This is a genomic window from Caulobacter sp. GW456-12-1-14-TSB4 (genome assembly GCF_059424195.1).
This window is the reverse complement of the sequence record NZ_JBWKZF010000002.1, coordinates 1-17,363: the sequence shown is the minus strand read 5'-3', so window position 1 is coordinate 17,363 and position 17,363 is coordinate 1. Positions and strand designations below refer to the sequence as shown.

Below are 17,363 nucleotides of genomic sequence, written 5' to 3'. Positions count from 1 at the left end.
CCGTAAGCGGTTTTGCGGTCGCACCTCGCGAGGCGAAGCACGAACGATCATCCCTGTGATTAGAGTGGCGCGGGGAAAAGGGGAAGCCAGTCCCCCTCACCTGACGTCAGGACTTGCGCAGACCCGCCGAGAAATAGGCCTCGATCGAGTCGCCGACCGCATCGACCAGACGGTTGCGGCTGGCCTTGGTGGTCAGGAACGCCTCGTCCTCGGCATTGGTGATGAAGCCCATCTCCAGCAGCACGGCCGGCACGTCCGGGGCCAGCAACACTATAAAGCCAGCGTCGCGGTGGCTGCGGCGCAGCAAGGTGGTCTCTTCGCCGACGCTGGCCAGCAGCAGTTGAGCGAAGGCGGCCGAGCGGTTCTTGGTAGCGCGCTGCGACAGGTCCAGCAGGATCTGGCTGACCGCGCGGTCACGACCCGGCATGTTGGCCTTCATCAGCCAGTCGTCCTTGTCGAGGACCAGGCCGACGCGCTCGGCGCCCTTGTCCGACACGGTGTAGACCGAAGCGCCGCGGGTGCTGACGTCAGGCCCCGAGTCGGCGTGCAGAGAGATAAAGAGATCGGCGTCGGCGCGGCGGGCGATCTGCACGCGGCCTTCCAGCGGGATGAAGGTGTCGGTCTCGCGGGTCAGCACGACCTGGAACCGGCCCGTGCGCTCCAGGCGCGCCTTCAGCGCCTTGGCGGCTGCCAAGGTGACGTCCTTCTCGAAGACATTGGCGCCCAGCGAGCCTGGATCCTTGCCGCCGTGGCCGGCGTCGATGACGATGACCTTCTTCAGGCGCAGCGGCGAGGCCTTGACCGGCGCGCTGACGAAGCTGAGGCGCGGAGCCTGCGGGGCGTTGACGGTGGGAACGCTGTCCACGGCCTTCAGGTCGATGACATAGCGATAGGCGCTGGCGCCGTCGCCGGGCGGCAGCAGGAAGCGGCGGCGGACCTCGGCCTTGCCGGCCAGGTCCAGGCGCAGACGGGCGCCGCCGGCGGCCTCGTCGATCACCCAGCGCTTGACCAGGCCTTGGCCGGAACCCTGGAGATCGCCGGAAACCAGGACGTTCGGCAGAGCCAGGACCAGGCGCTGGTCGCTCATGCCGTCGGAGAGCAGCTTGCCGGCCGCGGCGCGGTCCAGGTCGATGACCACGCGCGTTTCGTTGCGGTCGCCGCCGAAGCGGACCTTCTGGACGCCGGCGGGCGCGGCGGGGCCTTGGGCGGTGGCCACGGCGAGGCCGGCCGTCGTGAGACAGCCGACAATCAGGGCCGCCCGAACCCAACCCATGCGGGCCAAACTGATAAGAAGCTTACGCATCCCCGCCCGCGTAATCCGAAACTGGTGAACCGAACGTCAATATCGCCGGGCGGCGGTAGCCAAAGGGTTAAGTCCAGATCGTCCGTCGAAAGCTTTTCTTTTGTGCGTTGATGTGGCTACAGTCGCGCCGCGTGCGAATGCCGTGATCGTCACGACTCCGTGCGGGCCGTCCCAGCCTCGAAAGTGGTCCTGAACCTCTTCCGGTGCGGAGACGGCAGACTAGATAGTGTTTCGAGACACGGCCGATCTGGCGGGCAAGACGCCTACCGAGACGCCGGGTCGCGGGGCTTGCGTCGGGCTCTAACGCCCTCCTGGCGACGACGCGCCATCCGATCCGCGCCACCCGGCGCGACAACTGACACCTCCTCGGGCCATTCGTGGCGCGAGTAATTTTTCCGCTTCGCGCCACAAGTGGCGCGGCAGGCAAACCATCCAGTCCGCGCTCCGTGCGTGGTGAGGACAACGAAACCCCCAATGGGCTGCGCCGCACCCGACCGCCTTTGGCACCTGACCCTTCGCAACCGCAGTGACGGTGCGACGGTCGGCGACGCGCGCGCCCTTCATTCAGTACGGCGCCCGGGCCTCGCGCCCGCCGCGCGCCGTGGAGACTTCCTTAATGTCGAAGAAGATGCTGATCGACGCAGCACACGCCGAAGAGACGCGTGTGGTCGTCGTGGACGGAACCCGGGTTGAAGAATTCGATTTCGAAAGCCAGACCCGCAAGCAGCTCCGTGGAAATATCTACCTCGCCAAGGTGACCCGCGTCGAACCCAGCCTCCAGGCTGCGTTCATCGAGTACGGCGGTAACCGTCACGGTTTCCTGGCGTTCAACGAAATCCACCCGGACTACTACCAGATCCCGGTCGCCGACCGCGAAGCGCTGATGCGCGACGACTCGGGCGACGACGAGGACGACACCCCGATCTCGCGTCGCGCCTCGGGCGGCGACGACGAGGACGACGTCAACGGCGGCCACGCGGTGGACGACGACGATGACGACGTCGAGGAAGAGCTGGCGCGCCGCAAGCGCCGGCTGATGCGCAAGTACAAGATCCAGGAAGTGATCCGCCGCCGGCAGATCATGCTGGTCCAGGTCGTCAAGGAAGAGCGTGGCAACAAGGGCGCGGCCCTGACCACCTACCTGTCGCTGGCCGGCCGCTACGGCGTCCTGATGCCCAACACCGCCCGTGGCGGCGGCATCAGCCGCAAGATCACGGCCGTCACCGACCGCAAGCGCCTGAAGAGCGTCGTCCAGAGCCTGGACGTGCCGCAGGGCATGGGCCTGATCGTCCGCACGGCCGGCGCCAAGCGCACCAAGGCCGAGGTCAAGCGCGACTACGAATATCTGCTGCGCTTGTGGGAAAACATCCGCGACAACACGCTGCACTCGGTCGCCCCGGCGCTGATCTACGAGGAAGAAGACCTCGTCAAACGCGCCATCCGCGACATGTACGACAAGGACCTGGACGGCATCTGGGTCGAGGGCGACGCCGGCTACAAGGAAGCACGCGACTTCATGCGCATGCTGATGCCGAGCCAGGCCAAGAAGGTCTTCAACTACCGCGACCCGACCCCGCTGTTCGTCAAGAACAAGATCGAGGACCATCTGGCCCAGATCTATTCGCCGGTCGTGCCGCTGCGTTCGGGCGGCTATCTGGTGATCAACCAGACCGAAGCCCTGGTCGCCATCGACGTCAACTCGGGCAAGGCCACCCGCGAGCGCAACATCGAGGCCACGGCCCTCAAGACGAACGTCGAAGCCGCCGAGGAAGCCGCTCGCCAGCTGCGCCTGCGCGACCTGGCCGGCCTGATCGTCATCGACTTCATCGACATGGATGAAGGCAAGAACAACCGCACGGTCGAGAAGGTCCTGAAGGACGCTCTGAAGGACGACCGCGCCCGCATCCAGATGGGCAAGATCTCGGGCTTTGGCCTGATGGAGATCAGCCGTCAGCGTCGCCGCACCGGCGTGCTGGAAGGCACCACCCACGTCTGCGAACACTGCGAAGGCACCGGCCGCGTCCGCTCGGTCGAGTCCAGCGCTCTGGCCGCCCTGCGCGCGGTCGAGGTCGAGGCCCTGAAGGGCTCGGGCGCCGTGATCCTGAAGGTCTCGCGTTCGGTGGGCCTCTACATCCTCAACGAAAAGCGCGCTTACCTGCAGCGCCTGCAAGCGACGCACGGCCTGCACGTCACCGTCATGGTCGACGACAGCCTGCACGCCGGCGACCAGGAGATCGAGCGCACCGAGCTGGGCGACCGTATCGCCGTCGCTCCGGCCCCGTACGTCGAGGAAGATGACGACTTCGATCCCACGGCCTTCGAGGACGAGGAAGAAGACGAAGAGATCATCGACGACGAGGACGAGGAAAGCCTCGAGCGCGAGGACACCGACGACGACGAGGCCTCGACCCGCAAGCAAGCCCGCGACGACGATCGCGGCGACCGCAAGGGCCGTCGTGGCCGTCGCGATCGCGGCCGTGGCCGTGGTCGTCGCGATGAGCGCGAGACCGAAGGCGAGGCCTCGGCCGAAACCGAGAGCGACGAAGACGAGCTGGACGGCGACGTCGATGACCGCGCCGAGTTCGGCGATGACGATGACGGCAGCCGCCGTCGTCGCCGTCGCGGCCGTCGCGGCGGTCGTCGTGGTGGTCGCGAGGACGGCGATCGTCCGACCGACGCCTTCGTCTGGATCCGTCCGCGCGTCCCGTTCGGCGAGAACGTCTTCACCTGGCACGATCCGGCCGCCCTGGTCGGCGGCAATGGTGGTCCCGGGGGCGAACCGCGCCGCCCGGCGCCGGAAGCCCGCGCTCCGCGTGAAGAGACCGCCGAGCGTCCGGAGCGCGCCGAGCGTTCTGAACGTGAGGAACGTCCGGCCCGTGAACGCGGCCGTCGCGGTCGCGACCGTGGCCGCCGTCGTGACGAGCCCGCCGCCGTCGCCGAGACGACCGCCGCCGTCGAGGCCGTGAGCCCCGCCGAACCGGCCGAGCCGTTCGAAGCCCCGATCCTGGCCCCGCCGGTGATCTCCGCGCCGCCGGCCGACGTGTGGGTCGAGCTGCCCGAGGCCGAGGAAGCGCCGAAGAAGCCCAAGCGCGTCCGCTCGCGCGGCAAGAAGGCCGTGGCCGAGGAAGCCGCGACGGAAGCTGCCGTCGAGGCCGTGGCCGAAGCCGTGACCGAGAGCGTCGCTGTCGTCCCGCCGGAACCGGTGGTCGAAGCGGCTCCCGAGCCGGTCGTCGAAGCCGCGCCGGCTCCGGTTCCCGAGCCCGTCGCCGAAGAGGCCCCGGCCGCTCCGGCCGAGCCCGATCCGAACGAGATCACCACCCCGCCCGAAAAGCCCCGCAAGGGCTGGTGGCGCCGGTAGGCTGACCTGATGACGGCCCGCGTGTCGAAAGATACGCGGGCCGAAATCGTTGTGGAGCCGATGCGAGACCCTTGTTCCCTCGCCTTCACGTTCCAAGTTAGACTGGTCGTGGTTCGCGGGGGCGCGATCTGGAGATCAATCGATGACCTCGCGTAGCGGGCGTGTTGGAAAGCGACTCGGCGTGGCTCTGTCCGCGCTGGCCGTGCTCGCCTCCAGCGTTCCCCAGGTCGCCTTGGCCCAGGATGACGGCGGCCCCTCCCTGATCCGCGACACCGAGATCGAGGAGATCCTGCATCACGACGCCGATCCGATCTACACCGCCGCTGGGCTGGACGCGCGCAACGTCAGCATCCTGATCGTCGGCGACAGGTCGCTGAACGCCTTCGCGACCCAGGGCCTGCAGATGGGCCTCAACACCGGCCTTATCCTGCAGACCGAGAACCCCAACCAGCTGCGCGGCGTCATCGCCCACGAAACCGGACACTTGGCCGGCGGCCACCCGATTCGCTCCGACGAGATGATGCGCGCCGGCCTCAAGCCGATGATCTTGACGATGGGCTTAGGGGTTCTGGCGGCCTTGGCCGGCTCCGCCGACGGCGCCGCCATGCTGCTGGGCAACGCGCAATATGCCGGCGCCCTGGGCGCGCTGGGCTACAGCCGCGAGCAGGAATCGCGCGCCGACCAGGCCGGCGCCGGCTTCCTGGAAGCCACCGGCCAGTCGGGTCGCGGCCTCGTCGAGTTCTTCGACAACTTCCGCTACCAGGAAGTCTTCGACCAGGCCCGGCGCTTTGCCTATTTCCGCAGCCACCCCCTGTCGTCCGAGCGGATCGAGGTGCTGCGCAGCCGCGTCGAGCGCCAGCCGCACTACAGCGCCGTCGACACGCCCGAGGACCTGGCCCAGCACGAGGTCATGAAGGCCAAGCTGGAAGGCTTCCTGAACCCGCAGGTGGCCTTGATGAAGTACAAGGAAACCGACACCGGCTTCCCGGCGCGCTACGCCCGGGCCATCGCCTACTACCAGATGAAGGACCCGGACCGGGCCCTGTCCCTGCTGGAGCCGATGATCGCCGAGCACCCCGACAATCCCTATCTGTGGGAGCTGAAGGGCCAGATCCTGTTCGAATTCAACCGCGTGGCCCTGGCCGAGGAGCCGCAGCGCAAGTCCGTGCAGCTGAAGCCCGACGCGGCCCTGCTGCGCATCAATCTGGGCCAGACCCTGATCAGCCTGAACGATCCCAAGAAGATCGAGGAAGGCGTCCAGGAGCTGAAGCGCAGCCTGCTGAACGATCCTGAGAACGCGGTGACCTGGCGCCTGCTGGCCCAGGCCTACGACACCCAGAAGAAGGACGGCGAGGCGCGCCTGGCCACGGCCGAGCAGTACTATTCGCTGGGCGCCGTGCGCGAAGCCAAGGTCTTCGCCATGCGGGCACGCGAGCTCCTGAACAAGAACACCCCCGACTGGCGCCGCGCCACCGACATCATCCTGGCCTCTCGCCCGACAAACCAGGACCTGAAGGACCTGGCCAAGGACAGCGTTGGCCAACACTAGCCCTTACCTCACCTCCGAGATCTGTATGACCTTGCTTCGTCGCGCCGCGCCCCTCGCCCTGCCCCTGGCCGTCACCGGCATGATCCTCGCCGGCTGCGGCCCCGCCAAGCCCGACAAGGCCTTTGGCGAGAAGGTCCGCGCCTATCTGCTGGAGCACCCCGAGGTGCTGATGGAAGCCAGCCAGAAGCTGCAGGAAAAGCAGGCCGCTCAGCAGACCGCCTCGGCCCAGAAGGCCATCGGCCAGTACCGCCAGGCTATCGAGCGCGACCCGCGCGACATCGTCATCAACCCGAACGGCTCCATCACGGTCACCGAGTTCTTCGACTATCGCTGCGGCTATTGCCGCCACGCCGCGCCCGAAATCGTCGATCTGGTCCAGAAGAACCCGGACGTTCGCCTGGTGCTGAAGGACTTCGTGATCTTCGGCCACGACAGCGAGGCCGCGGCCCGCATCGCCCTGGGCGCCAAGGACCAGGGCAAGAGCCTGGAGCTCTACAAGGCGCTGATGGCCGAGAACGCCCTGGACGCCCAAGCGGCCCTACGCATCGCCTCGGGCTTGGGCATCGACATGGCCAAGGCCAAGGCCGCCGGCGAAAGCGAAGCCGTCACCCAGCACCTGGCCGACACTGATGCGCTGGCCAAGACCCTGGCCCTCTCGGGCACTCCGGCCTTCATCGTCGGCGACACCCTGGTGCCCGGCGCGGACATCAACGCGCTAAAACTGGCCATCGACCAGACGCGGGCCGCCAAGGCGAAGGCGGGTTGATCCGCGCCTTGAAGCGCGCGCGCCGAGAGGCCACTATCCTCGCGTGAGCGCTTCAAGGAGCATCCCCGTGCGCGTCGCCCTCGCCGAGGCCGAAGGCCAATTGACCGAACTGGTTCGCCGCGCCGAGGCGGGCGAGGAGATCATCCTCACCCGCGAAGGGCAGCCGACCGTTCAGCTGACCCCCGTTTTGGCCAAGCCGCGCATAGCTGCTGCCGATCGCCGCCGCATTCTCGATGCGGTTCGCAAGAGCGGCGCGGCGAACGCCATTCCAGGTGTGTCGGCCGCCCGAAGCCAGGATTTTCTCTATGACGACGATGGCCTTCCGGGGTGATCGTCGTCGACACCTCGGCGCTCATGGCGCTTGCCTTGGACGAGCCGACCGCCGAGCGCTGCTCCATCGCGCTTGAAAGCAGCGACAGCCTGCTGATCTCGGCCGCAACCGCCGCCGAAGCCATGATCGTGGCCAGTCGTAGAGGCGTCTCGCGCGAGATGTCGATCCTGCTGAACGACCTGGAAATCGAGATCGTCCCGCTCCACCCAGCCGACATCCACCGTGTCGCCGACGCCTATCGGCGCTGGGGCAAGGGCTTTCACCCTGCCGGCCTGAACTTTGGCGACTGCTTCGCCTACGCCCTAGCCCACGAACACGGCTGTCCGTTGCTGTTTGTCGGTGACGACTTCACCAAGACCGACTTGGTGGCGGCGCTCTAGATCAGCCCCGCCAGCGGCGAGCTCGGATCGGCGTACAGCCGCTTTTGCATCCGCCCCGCCAGATACGCTTCCCGCCCCGCGATGACCGCGTGTTTCATGGCCTTGGCCATGCGGATCGGGTCCTTGGCCTCGGCGATGGCGGTGTTCATCAGGATGGCGTCGCAGCCCAGCTCCATGCCGATGGCGGCGTCCGAGGCCGTGCCGACGCCCGCGTCGACCAGGACGGGGACCTTGGCGTTCTCGACGATGATCCGCAGGTTGACGCGGTTCTGGATGCCCAGGCCTGAGCCGATCGGGGCGCCCAGCGGCATGATCGCCACGGCGCCGGCCTCTTCCAGCTTGCGGGCATAGACCGGGTCGTCCGAGCAGTAGACCATCACCTGGAACCCGTCGGCGACCAGCAGCTTCAGTGAGCGCAGGGTCTCTTCCATGTCCGGGAACAGGGTCTTGGGGTCGCTGAGGACTTCCAGCTTCACGAGGTCCCAACCGCCGGCCTCGCGGGCCAGGCGCAGGGTGCGCACGGCGTCCTCGCCGGTGAAGCAGCCCGCCGTATTGGGCAGATAGGTGAATTCGCTCGGCTTGACGTAATCGACCAGCAACGGCTGGGTCGGGTCGGTCAGGTTCACGCGGCGCACGGCCACGGTGACGATCTCGGCCCCGGCCGCGCGGGCGGCGGCGGCGTTGGTCGCATAGTCCTTGTACTTGCCCGTGCCGACGATCAGGCGCGAGCGGAAGGTGCGGCCGGCGACGGTCCAGGTTTCCTCGGTGTCAGCCGAGACGGAGTCGGGGGAAACGTGCGCGTTCATGGGGTCGGTTTACGCCCCGTCAGCCGGCGTTTCAAATGCGGAGGATCAACCGCCGCCGATAAAAGTGACGATCTCGATGCGATCGCCGTCGGCCAGGGCCGTGTCGGCATAGGTCGAGCGCGGAGCGATCTCGAGATTGCGCTCGACAGCCACCTTGCGGGCGTCCAGGCCCAGGGCGCCCACCAGATCGGCGATCGTGACGACGTCGGCCACGTCCCGCTCTTCCCCGTTCAGCAAAAGCCTCATCTCACCTCCGAAGCGAGCCGTGCTTGTGACCCGACGGAACCGGCTATACAAGACCTCCCGGAATCGACGGCGGAGCCGCATGGTAAAACCGATCCACGTGCTGAGCGGGCCCAATCTCAACCTGTTGGGGACCCGCGAGCCCGAGATTTATGGCAAGGACACGCTCGACGATGTCCGCGCGCGCTGTGAGGCGCGGGCGGCGACGCGTGGCGTTTCGGTGGTCTTCCGCCAGTCCAACCATGAGGGCGTGCTGATCGATTGGGTGCAGGAGGCGCGTGAGTCGGCCTCGGCGCTCATTATCAATCCGGCTGGCTACGGCCACACCTCGATCGCGCTTCTGGATGCGCTCAAGACCTTGAGCATCCCGGTGATCGAGTGCCATCTGTCCAACCCGGCGGCGCGGGAGGAATTCCGCCGCCACACCTTCGTTTCGCTGGCCGCTACGGGGATCGTCTCCGGCTTCGGGGCAGCGAGTTATGAATTGGCGCTCGAGGCCGCTTTCGGCCTGATCCGCGTTTAACAAGAACATCGCCCGGCGTTTTCCGCTCGCCAGGGCGTCTCAAGAACAAGGTAAGCTTCCATGTCGAACCCCAAGGCCCCCGCCGATCCGGTCGAAGCTCCGGCCATCGACGCCCGTCTGGTCCGCAAGCTGGCGGACATCCTGAAGGACACGGGCCTGTCCGAGATCGAAGTCGAGCACGCGGGTCTGAAGATCCGCGTCGCCCGTGAACTGACCGCGGCTCCGGTCAACTACGTCCAGGCCGCCGCCCCGGCCTACGCCCCGGCTCCGGTCGCTGCTCCGGCGCCTGTCGCCGCCGCGCCCGCTCCGGTCGCTGAAGCCGCTCCGGCCGCCGCTCGTGGCGACGCCGTGAAGTCGCCGATGGTCGGCACCGCCTATCTTTCGTCGCAGCCCGGCGCGGACCCGTTCATCAAGGTCGGCGACACGGTCTCGGCCGGTCAGACCCTGCTGATCGTCGAAGCCATGAAGACCATGAACCCGATTTCCGCGCCCAAGGGCGGCAAGGTCGTCGAGATCCTGGTCGCCGACGCCCAGCCCGTCGAGTTCGGCGAGCCGCTCGTCGTCATCGAGTAACGGTCATGTTCGACAAGATCCTCATCGCGAACCGGGGCGAGATCGCGCTCCGGGTTCACCGCGCCTGCAAGGAAATGGGCATCGCCACCGTGGCGGTCCACTCCGAGGCCGACCGTAATTCCATGTGGGTGCGCCTGGCGGACGAAAGCGTCTGCATCGGCCCCGCGCCCGCCGCCAAGAGCTACCTGAACATCCCGTCGATCATCGCGGCGGCCGAGATCACCGGCGCCCAGGGCATCCACCCGGGCTACGGCTTCCTGTCGGAGAACGCCCGCTTCGCCGAGATCGTCGGCGCGCACGGCTTCACCTTCATTGGCCCCAAGCCGGAACACATCCGGATGATGGGCGACAAGATCACCGCCAAGCAGGCCGTGAAGGACGCCGGCATCCCGGTCGTCCCCGGCTCGGACGGCGGCGTCGCCACCGAGGAAGAGGCCTTCGCGGCCGCCGAGGAAATCGGCTTCCCCGTGCTGATCAAGGCCGCCTCCGGCGGCGGCGGTCGCGGCATGAAGGTCGCCCAGACGCGTGAAGACTTGGCCGAAGCCGTCTCGACGGCCCGCGCCGAGGCCCGCGCCGCGTTCGGCGACGACACGGTCTATATGGAGCGCTACCTCCAGAAGCCGCGCCACATCGAGCTGCAGGTCATCGCCGACAGCCACGGCAACGTGGTGCACCTGGGCGAACGCGACTGCTCGCTGCAGCGCCGTCACCAGAAGGTGCTGGAAGAAGCCCCCTCGCCCGCCCTGGGCGCGGCAGACCGCGCCAAGATCGGCAAGATCGTCGTCGATGCGGTCAAGGCCATCGGCTATCTCGGCGTCGGCACCATCGAGTTCCTGTGGGAGAACGGCGAGTTCTTCTTCATCGAGATGAACACCCGCCTGCAGGTCGAACACCCGGTCACCGAAGCCATCACCGGCATCGACCTGGTCCGTGAGCAGATCCGCATCGCCGCCGGCCTGCCGCTGTCGTTCACCCAGGACGACGTGGTTTTCGAGGGCCACGCCATCGAGTGCCGGATCAACGCCGAGAACGCGCGGACCTTCACGCCCTCGCCCGGCACCATCACCGACTTCCACGCTCCTGGCGGCCTGGGCGTTCGCCTGGATTCGGCGATCTACACCGGCTATGCGATCCCGCCCTATTACGACAGCCTGATCGGCAAGTTGATCGTGCACGGCCGCGACCGCGCCGAGTGCATCGCGCGCCTGAAGCGCTGCCTGGGCGAGATGGTGGTCGGCGGCATCGAGACCACGATCCCGCTGTTCCAAGACCTCCTGGTGCAACCCGACATCCTGGCCGGCGACTACGACATCCACTGGCTGGAACGCTGGATCAAAGCCCAGGAAGCCTAAGTCCAGGCTGCAACATGGAAGACGCCTTCACGGTCGACGACCTGATCGCCTGCTACGCGCGCGGCGTCTTCCCCATGGCCGACGCCCGCGAGGACGAAAGCCTGTTCCTGATCGATCCCGAGCGGCGGGGCGTCCTGCCGCTCGGGGACTTCCATATCCCCAAGCGCCTGGCGCGCACGGTCCGCAACGGGCCGTACGAGGTCCGGGTCGATACCGCCTTCGACGCGGTGATCGAGGCCTGCGCGGCGTCACGCCCCGGCCGGGTCGAGACCTGGATCAACCACCCTATCCAACGCCTCTATGGCCAGCTCTACGCGCGCGGCTTGGCCCATAGCGTCGAGACCTGGCTAGGCGACGAGATGGTCGGCGGCCTCTACGGCGTGTCGCTGGGCGGGGCGTTCTTCGGCGAGAGCATGTTCTCGACCGCGCGCGACGCCAGCAAGGTGGCGCTGGTGCATCTGATCGCGCGGATGCTGGCCGGCGGCTACCAGCTCCTGGACACCCAGTTCCTGACAGAGCACCTGACGCAGTTCGGGACGATCGAGATCAGCCGCGCGGACTATCGCCGGCGGCTGGCCAAGGCTCTGACCGTGCAGGGCGACTTCTACGGCTTGGCGGGCGGCGCGACCGGGATCGACTGCTTGCAGGCGATCAGCCAGGCGTCATAGACCGGGTGCTGCAGCGGGTTCAGGCCTGGCGAGCTGGCGTACATCCAACCCTTGTAGACCTGACGTCCCGGAGGCGCGGCGCGACCGGCCTGGGCCTTTGGCTGGGTGTCGACCACGACATAGGCCGCCGTTTCGGGCGCCACCTCGTCGGAGGCCGCCGTCTCGCAGGCGCGGACGGTGAAGATCAGCGTCTTGTAGCGGATGGGCTGGCCGATCGGGACCTCGAACCGCATGGTCTCGGTCGTGACCTTGTCCAGGGCCTGGACGATGGCGATCTGGTAGCGCAGGCGCTTGGCCGGCTCGGGCGGCTTGGCCGGGACCGTTGCGGCCGGCTTGGGCGGCGCGGTCTGGGCGGTCGGCGCGGGCGAGGCCGGCGGATTGGGATTGGCGATCGCGGGCGAGACCGTCGTCGGCTGGGCCGGACGCAGCTCGCTCGGGGCCGGCGCGGGCGCTAGGGGACGCGGCGCTGGCGCGACCGGGGCCTGGGCGGCCGCCGGCGGGGTCAGGGCCTGCGGGGCGCTGTTCTGGCGCGCCAGCGCGGCGCCCGTCACGGTCAGACCGGACAGGACCGCGACGGCGGCGACCAGGAGCGCCCGGCGGGCCATTCAGATTATTCCGGCTTCCAGGCTTCGTAGTCGCTGGTCGCGGCCGCGCGCTCGCCGCCACGGGCCAGAGCGCCCTTGGGACGCCAGGCGTGGACGGTGCCGGTCAGGTTCGGGATGTGATCCTTTTCCCAAGCGCGACGCGGCAGGGCGACCTGGGTCGGCGGCTCGTCGAAGGTGTAGTGCAGCCAGCCGCTCCAATCCGGCGGGACCTTGGAGGCTTCGGCGTAACCGCTGTAGATCACCCAGCGGCGCTTGCGGGCGTCATAGCTGTCGCTGTTGTCGCGGGCTTCGAAATAGCTGTTGCCGTAATCGTCCTTGCCCACCAGCACACCACGGCGGCCGATGTGGAAGCGCTGACCCAGGGTCGCGCCGTTCCACCACGTGAAGATCGCTTTCAGCACTACGTTCGCACCCGATTTCATAAGGCTTTGCGCGCCGCGACACGCACGGCGAAGCGGCCGGACTATAGGGTTTCGCGCCCTCAGCGTCCAGCGTCGCTCCGTCGGTCGCGACTTCAACATCTTGTGGATTAGAGGCCTGACACCCGCAACATCTATTGAGGCTCGGCGATCGAGGTTCTAACTTGAGGTGCGACCTTACGCGCACCTGACGGCACGGAATCAGTCGTTAGGAATTTGGTAAGATATCACGACTGGCCGACCAGATCCGGAACTCGCCCATGCGCACCCCCGCCAAAGCCGCCGGAAGCGTCCCCGCGATGGAGTGGCGCGACCTCGAGCGCGCCGATGAGATCGTCGTGGTTTCGGCCCCCAACGCCTGGAGCGACGCCCGCGTCGAGGCCTGGCTGGACTGGGCCGGCGAGATCGAGCCCAAGGCCGCGCTGGGCGGCGGTCCGGCCCGCTATGCCGAGCGCGTGGCCCAGGCGGGCCTGACGCGCGGCCTGTTCGGCGACAAGGCCGACGCCAGCGCCTTCAAGGACGCCCTGCTGGCCACCATGCTGACGGGCGTCGCCACGCCGGCCGGCGGCCAGGGCGGCCTGGAGCTGCTGCCCGAGATCGCCGAGTTCGAATTCCAGAGCATCGTCAAGGACAGCCTGGGCCGCCGCCGCAGCCGCGCCCTCGCCGCCCAGGCCGCCGCGCGCCTGGACGCCACCCTGGCCCAGGTCGCCGACGCCGTCCGCCGCTGCTCGGGCGACCCGCGCGCCTGTGGCGACGTCCGCAAGAATCCCGCCCTGGCCCGCGCCGCCCGCAAGGCCCGCGAACTGGGCGCCGACGACCGCACCATCCTGGACGCCATCGCCACCGCCGACGCGGTCCGCAGCCCCCTGGTCGAACCCTCGGCCGAGCGCGAGCTGGCCATGGCCGCCTCGGCCTCGCGCCAGGACGTGGCCGCCGGCAATGACGCCGCCGCCTTCGCCGCCCAGGTCGGCTGGGAGACCAGCGCCCTCACCCTGGCCCTGTCGCCGATGGACGCCGAGATCCTGGCGCGCGGCGTGGGCATCAGCGCGGCGATCGACGCCAGCGCCTTCCTCGACGCCGACGGCTTCGACGTCGAGCGCTTCACCTATGTCTGCCACCTGTGGGGCACGGCCCTGGAGCTGGAGCGCGGCGAACGCCCTGCCCGCCTGGGCTTGGCCGGTGTCGGCGACTGCCTGCTCAGCCAGGGCTGGGCCCAGACCAGCATCGAGGGCCGCGATGGCGCCGCCGCGCTTTGGGCGCTCGCCGTCGGCGCGGCCCTGTCGGCCAGCGCCGAGGCCGCCGCGGCGCTGGGTCCGGACGCCATTTTCGCCCAGGACAAGCAGGGCGTGCTCAAGACCCTGGCCGAACGCCGCGTCCGCGCCGCCGCCCTGCGCTCGGCCCTGGCCACCGAGGCCGCCGCCTCGCTCGCCACCGCCCACGCCTTGGCCCGCAAGCACGGCCTGCGTTCGGCCGCCTTGGTCGGGCCGTTTGAGGATCCGGAAGCGACCTTGCGCCTTGGCGGCGCCCCGGTCGGTCCGGCTGGCGCGATGTCGCCGGTGTCCGTGGCCCAGACCGCCGACGGCTTCCTGCTGCCGACCTTCAGTCCTGCCGCCTTCGAGGCCCTGTCCAGCGAAGGCGTCGATCTGGACGCCGCCCGCCGCCACGCCCTGGGCCATGGTTCGCTGATGGAGAGCCCGGCGATCGACCACGCCATGCTGCAGGCGCGCGGCTTCACCGCCCACGAGATCGAGAAGGCCGAGCACGCCCTGCGCGAGAACCACGGCCTGCGCGCCGCCTTCGCCCCGGCGGTGATCGGCGCGGGCTTCCTGCGCGACGTGCTGGGCGCCTCGGCCGAGGACGTGGCCCGCCGCGACTTCGACACCCTGGCCTTCGCCGACTTCTCGCCGACCGAGATCGCCGCCGCCGAGCGCCACGCCTTGGGCGCGGGCCGTCTGGGCGATTGCGACGCCCTGAACCCAGAGCTGCGCGAGGCCTTCGCGTCGGTCGAGGCTCCGGCCTTCGCCGACCGCCTGGCCATGCTGGCCGCCGTCGAGGCCTTCGCCTGCCTGCCGACGCCGGTCGCCATTCCGGTGGCGTTCGACAGCCGTCCGGCCGACGCCGTCCGCGCCCAGGCCGCCGCCGCCCGCTCGGGCGTCAGGGCCCTGCGCCTGCAACGCGCCGCCGCGCCGGTCGACTTCAAGCTCGATCTGCCCGAAGAACCCGCCGAAGCCCCACGCGCCACAGCGCCGGCGCGTGAGCCGATCGTCACCGAGCGCGTGGTCGAGAAGATCGTCGAGCGCGACCGCTCGCGCCGCCGCCTGCCCGATCGCCGCAAGGGCTACATCCAGAAGGCGGCCGTCGGCGGCCACAAGGTCTATCTGCACACCGGCGAGTACGAGGACGGGGAGCTGGGCGAGCTCTTCATCGACATGCACAAGGAAGGCGCGGCCTTCCGCAGCCTGATGAACAACTTCGCCATCGCCGTGTCGCTGGGCCTGCAGCACGGCGTGCCGCTGCACGAGTTCGTCGACGCCTTCGTCTATACCAAGTTCGAGCCGGCGGGCCCGGTGACCGGCAACGACTCGATCAAGTCGGCGACCTCGATCCTGGACTACGTGTTCCGCGAGCTGGGCGTGTCGTATCTGGGCCGCGACGACCTGGCCAATGGCGATCCGGGCGAGTTCAACGCCGACGGCCTGGGCTCCGGCAAGACCCTCGAGATCGACGATGTCGAACCCGAGCCTGTCCCGGCCAGCCTGTTCATTTCCAAGGGCTTTTCGCGCGGCGCCTCGCACGACAACCTGGTGTTCGCCTCGTTCGGCCGCCGGCGCGTGGAGGGCCAGGATCGTCCCGGCGCGGAGGGCGAGATGTGCCCGGCCTGCGGCGACCTCTCGCTGACCAAGCGGGGCGGCATGACGGTCTGCGACACCTGCGGAGCGCAGGCGGACCGCCCGGGTCCCCTAGCTTCGTCCTAGGGGCCTCGTCGTAGACGCGTTCGGCTGGCGTTAAGCTTGCTACGGCAGGGTGAATAGGACCCTTTCGCGTAGGACCTGCGCCAGAATGAAACCGATCGCCCTTCTTTCGGCTCTCGCCGTCCTGGTTTGCGCCATCCCCGCCAGCGCCCAGAACGCCGGCCAGATCTCGGCCGTCCGCAACGGCGCCAGCTGTCCGCACTGCAACCTGTTCCAGGCCGACCTGTCGAACCTGGAGCTGAAGAACAAGAACCTGACCGGCGCGCGTCTGCGCCAGGCCGACTTCTCGACGGCGGTCATGAACCGCACCCGCTTCACCGGCGGCGACCTGCGCGACGTCAACGCCTATGGCGCGGTGCTGACCGGCGCCAGCTTCGCCAACGCGGACCTGACCAACGCCAGCTTCGTCGGCGCCTATCTGCAGGGCGCGAATTTGTCCGGGGCCAAACTATCGGGGGCCAACTTCTCGGGGGCCGAAATGGACCGCGCGATCGGCCTCACCCAGCACCAGCTGGACCAGGCCTGCGGCGACGGATCGACCTATCTGCCGCGGAATCTGCGCATCCCGCTTTGCCGTTAAATCCCCGTCATTACCGCAATTTAAGTGGCTTCTACCCGTGTGGCGGTTCAAACCGTAACTCACACAGTCGCGTATGGACTGGAACGGAGAAGTCGATGTCCCGCTTGGGCGTTTCCATCGCCGCCTTGACGCTGAGCCTGCTGGCCATGACCGGCCCGGCTCACGCCTCGATCGAAGACAAGGACGTCGCCAAGCTGACGTCCTTCGGCGGGATGTGCGCCAACTGCGACCTGGCCGGCCGCAAGCTGATGAACGCCAAGTTCATGGGCGCCAACTTCGCCAAGGCCATCCTGATCGGCGCCGACCTGCGCGGCGCGATGTTCTACGGCAGCAATTTCCAGTCGTCGGACCTCAGCCGGGCCGATCTGCGCGGCGCCGAGATGCGCGGCGCCAACTTCGCCAGCGCCAACTTCACCGACGCCCGCATGTCCGGCATCGAGAGCAGCGGCGCCAACTTCCAGTCGGCCACCCTGGTCCGCGTCGACCTGTCCTCGGCCGAGCTGAACGGCGTGCAGATGCCGAACGCCAACCTGCAGCGCGCCAGGATGGCCAATGTCGAGCTGACCGGCGCCAACCTGCAGAGCGTCTACGCCAAGGACGCTGACTTCTCGAACGCCGACATCAACCACGCCAACCTGCAGGGCGGCCGCTTCGACGGCGCCAGCTTCCGCAACGCCGACCTGTCGGGCTCCAGCCTGCGCGGCGCGACGTTCAACGGCGCGGACTTCCGCAACGCCGATCTGAGCATGGTGATGCTCAGCGGCGCGGACCTGACCGGCGCCCGCGGCCTGGACCAGGACCAGCTGGACGAGGCCTGCGGCGACTCCGTCCGCCTGCCCTCGGGCCTCTCGATCCGCTCGTGCAGCGGGCTCAAGGGCACGCGCATCATGCTGCTGCGGGACATGCCCAAGCCCCCGCCGGCGCCGCCCGCGCCC

At 68.5% G+C, this 17,363-nt stretch carries 18 protein-coding genes; 13 read left to right on the top strand and 5 right to left on the bottom strand.

Going from position 1 to position 17,363, the window contains the following annotated elements:
• Positions 1-106 precede the first annotated feature (106 nt).
• Complete coding sequence (locus tag AC07YH_RS02045) at positions 107-1,303, bottom strand: N-acetylmuramoyl-L-alanine amidase family protein (RefSeq protein WP_494745357.1); 1,197 nt, start codon at positions 1,301-1,303, stop codon at positions 107-109.
• A gap of 474 nt (positions 1,304-1,777) precedes the next feature.
• Between AC07YH_RS02045 and AC07YH_RS02040 the strand changes: the two genes are divergently transcribed.
• The 6 genes from AC07YH_RS02040 to AC07YH_RS02015 all read left to right on the top strand — a co-directional run bounded on the left by AC07YH_RS02040 (position 1,778) and on the right by AC07YH_RS02015 (position 7,687).
• Complete coding sequence (locus AC07YH_RS02040) at positions 1,778-1,996, top strand: hypothetical protein (RefSeq protein WP_494745356.1); 219 nt, start codon at positions 1,778-1,780, stop codon at positions 1,994-1,996.
• A complete protein-coding gene (locus AC07YH_RS02035; RefSeq protein WP_494745355.1) occupies positions 1,920-4,661 on the top strand; it encodes an Rne/Rng family ribonuclease in 2,742 nt (913 codons plus the stop codon). The genes AC07YH_RS02040 and AC07YH_RS02035 overlap by 77 nt, the downstream gene beginning before the upstream one ends.
• Before the next feature lie 142 nt (positions 4,662-4,803).
• Positions 4,804-6,210, top strand: a complete 1,407-nt coding sequence (locus AC07YH_RS02030; RefSeq protein ID WP_494745354.1) for a M48 family metalloprotease — start codon at positions 4,804-4,806, stop codon at positions 6,208-6,210.
• 25 nt (positions 6,211-6,235) lie between these two features.
• Complete coding sequence (locus AC07YH_RS02025) at positions 6,236-6,976, top strand: DsbA family protein (protein WP_494745353.1); 741 nt, start codon at positions 6,236-6,238, stop codon at positions 6,974-6,976.
• Positions 6,977-7,043: 67 nt separating this feature from the next.
• Positions 7,044-7,307, top strand: a complete 264-nt coding sequence (locus AC07YH_RS02020) for a type II toxin-antitoxin system Phd/YefM family antitoxin (RefSeq protein WP_494745352.1) — start codon at positions 7,044-7,046, stop codon at positions 7,305-7,307.
• Entirely contained in the window at positions 7,304-7,687 is a 384-nt protein-coding gene (locus tag AC07YH_RS02015) for a type II toxin-antitoxin system VapC family toxin (RefSeq protein ID WP_494745351.1), read from the top strand. Before AC07YH_RS02020 ends, AC07YH_RS02015 begins: the two co-directional genes overlap by 4 nt.
• Here the strand turns inward: AC07YH_RS02015 and AC07YH_RS02010 are convergent.
• Both AC07YH_RS02010 and thiS read right to left on the bottom strand, forming a co-directional pair.
• On the bottom strand, positions 7,684-8,493 hold the full coding sequence (locus tag AC07YH_RS02010) for a thiazole synthase (protein WP_199743536.1): 810 nt from the start codon (positions 8,491-8,493) through the stop codon (positions 7,684-7,686). The two genes, AC07YH_RS02015 and AC07YH_RS02010, sit on opposite strands and share 4 nt — an antisense overlap.
• A 45-nt stretch (positions 8,494-8,538) precedes the next feature.
• Entirely contained in the window at positions 8,539-8,739 is a 201-nt protein-coding gene (gene thiS, locus AC07YH_RS02005; RefSeq protein ID WP_494745350.1) for a sulfur carrier protein ThiS, read from the bottom strand.
• A 79-nt stretch (positions 8,740-8,818) separates the two neighbouring features.
• Here thiS and aroQ point away from each other — a divergent pair, with 79 nt between their 5' ends.
• The 4 genes from aroQ to aat are packed head-to-tail and all read left to right on the top strand — an operon-like array spanning position 8,819 to position 11,852.
• Positions 8,819-9,259, top strand: a complete 441-nt coding sequence (aroQ, locus tag AC07YH_RS02000; protein ID WP_494745349.1) for a type II 3-dehydroquinate dehydratase — start codon at positions 8,819-8,821, stop codon at positions 9,257-9,259.
• Positions 9,260-9,319: 60 nt separating this feature from the next.
• Positions 9,320-9,832, top strand: a complete 513-nt coding sequence (accB, locus tag AC07YH_RS01995; RefSeq protein ID WP_494745348.1) for an acetyl-CoA carboxylase biotin carboxyl carrier protein — start codon at positions 9,320-9,322, stop codon at positions 9,830-9,832.
• Between the two features lie 5 nt (positions 9,833-9,837).
• Positions 9,838-11,184 (top strand): acetyl-CoA carboxylase biotin carboxylase subunit, encoded by a 1,347-nt coding sequence (accC, locus tag AC07YH_RS01990; RefSeq protein WP_494745347.1) that lies wholly within the window; start codon positions 9,838-9,840, stop codon positions 11,182-11,184.
• A gap of 14 nt (positions 11,185-11,198) precedes the next feature.
• Positions 11,199-11,852 carry a leucyl/phenylalanyl-tRNA--protein transferase gene (gene aat, locus AC07YH_RS01985; protein WP_494745346.1) on the top strand — a complete coding sequence of 218 codons (654 nt, stop codon included), beginning with the start codon at positions 11,199-11,201 and terminating at the stop codon, positions 11,850-11,852.
• Here the strand turns inward: aat and AC07YH_RS01980 are convergent.
• Together AC07YH_RS01980 and AC07YH_RS01975 are read right to left on the bottom strand one after the other, a co-directional pair.
• Positions 11,789-12,457 carry a DUF2155 domain-containing protein gene (locus AC07YH_RS01980; RefSeq protein WP_494745345.1) on the bottom strand — a complete coding sequence of 223 codons (669 nt, stop codon included), beginning with the start codon at positions 12,455-12,457 and terminating at the stop codon, positions 11,789-11,791. The two genes, aat and AC07YH_RS01980, sit on opposite strands and share 64 nt — an antisense overlap.
• A 5-nt stretch (positions 12,458-12,462) precedes the next feature.
• Positions 12,463-12,858 carry an NADH:ubiquinone oxidoreductase subunit NDUFA12 gene (locus tag AC07YH_RS01975; RefSeq protein WP_494745344.1) on the bottom strand — a complete coding sequence of 132 codons (396 nt, stop codon included), beginning with the start codon at positions 12,856-12,858 and terminating at the stop codon, positions 12,463-12,465.
• 278 nt (positions 12,859-13,136) lie between these two features.
• Here AC07YH_RS01975 and AC07YH_RS01970 point away from each other — a divergent pair, with 278 nt between their 5' ends.
• The 3 genes from AC07YH_RS01970 to AC07YH_RS01960 all read left to right on the top strand — a co-directional run.
• Complete coding sequence (locus tag AC07YH_RS01970) at positions 13,137-15,851, top strand: TSCPD domain-containing protein (protein ID WP_494745343.1); 2,715 nt, start codon at positions 13,137-13,139, stop codon at positions 15,849-15,851.
• Between the two features lie 85 nt (positions 15,852-15,936).
• Positions 15,937-16,428 (top strand): pentapeptide repeat-containing protein, encoded by a 492-nt coding sequence (locus AC07YH_RS01965; protein WP_494745342.1) that lies wholly within the window; start codon positions 15,937-15,939, stop codon positions 16,426-16,428.
• A 95-nt stretch (positions 16,429-16,523) separates the two neighbouring features.
• A partial coding sequence (locus tag AC07YH_RS01960) for a pentapeptide repeat-containing protein (protein ID WP_494745341.1) occupies positions 16,524-17,363 on the top strand: 840 nt, incomplete at its 3' end.

Coding starts and splice junctions, on each gene's coding strand:
- accC (WP_494745347.1), top strand. CDS start 9,838: ATGTTCGACAAGATCCTCATCGCGAACCGGGGCGAGATCGCGCTCCGG.
- AC07YH_RS01980 (WP_494745345.1), bottom strand. CDS start 12,457: ATGGCCCGCCGGGCGCTCCTGGTCGCCGCCGTCGCGGTCCTGTCCGGT.
- AC07YH_RS02045 (WP_494745357.1), bottom strand. CDS start 1,303: ATGCGTAAGCTTCTTATCAGTTTGGCCCGCATGGGTTGGGTTCGGGCG.
- thiS (WP_494745350.1), bottom strand. CDS start 8,739: ATGAGGCTTTTGCTGAACGGGGAAGAGCGGGACGTGGCCGACGTCGTC.
- AC07YH_RS02010 (WP_199743536.1), bottom strand. CDS start 8,493: ATGAACGCGCACGTTTCCCCCGACTCCGTCTCGGCTGACACCGAGGAA.
- aat (WP_494745346.1), top strand. CDS start 11,199: ATGGAAGACGCCTTCACGGTCGACGACCTGATCGCCTGCTACGCGCGC.
- AC07YH_RS02035 (WP_494745355.1), top strand. CDS start 1,920: ATGTCGAAGAAGATGCTGATCGACGCAGCACACGCCGAAGAGACGCGT.
- AC07YH_RS02030 (WP_494745354.1), top strand. CDS start 4,804: ATGACCTCGCGTAGCGGGCGTGTTGGAAAGCGACTCGGCGTGGCTCTG.
- AC07YH_RS02040 (WP_494745356.1), top strand. CDS start 1,778: ATGGGCTGCGCCGCACCCGACCGCCTTTGGCACCTGACCCTTCGCAAC.
- AC07YH_RS01965 (WP_494745342.1), top strand. CDS start 15,937: ATGAAACCGATCGCCCTTCTTTCGGCTCTCGCCGTCCTGGTTTGCGCC.
- AC07YH_RS02025 (WP_494745353.1), top strand. CDS start 6,236: ATGACCTTGCTTCGTCGCGCCGCGCCCCTCGCCCTGCCCCTGGCCGTC.
- aroQ (WP_494745349.1), top strand. CDS start 8,819: ATGGTAAAACCGATCCACGTGCTGAGCGGGCCCAATCTCAACCTGTTG.
- accB (WP_494745348.1), top strand. CDS start 9,320: ATGTCGAACCCCAAGGCCCCCGCCGATCCGGTCGAAGCTCCGGCCATC.
- AC07YH_RS01970 (WP_494745343.1), top strand. CDS start 13,137: ATGCGCACCCCCGCCAAAGCCGCCGGAAGCGTCCCCGCGATGGAGTGG.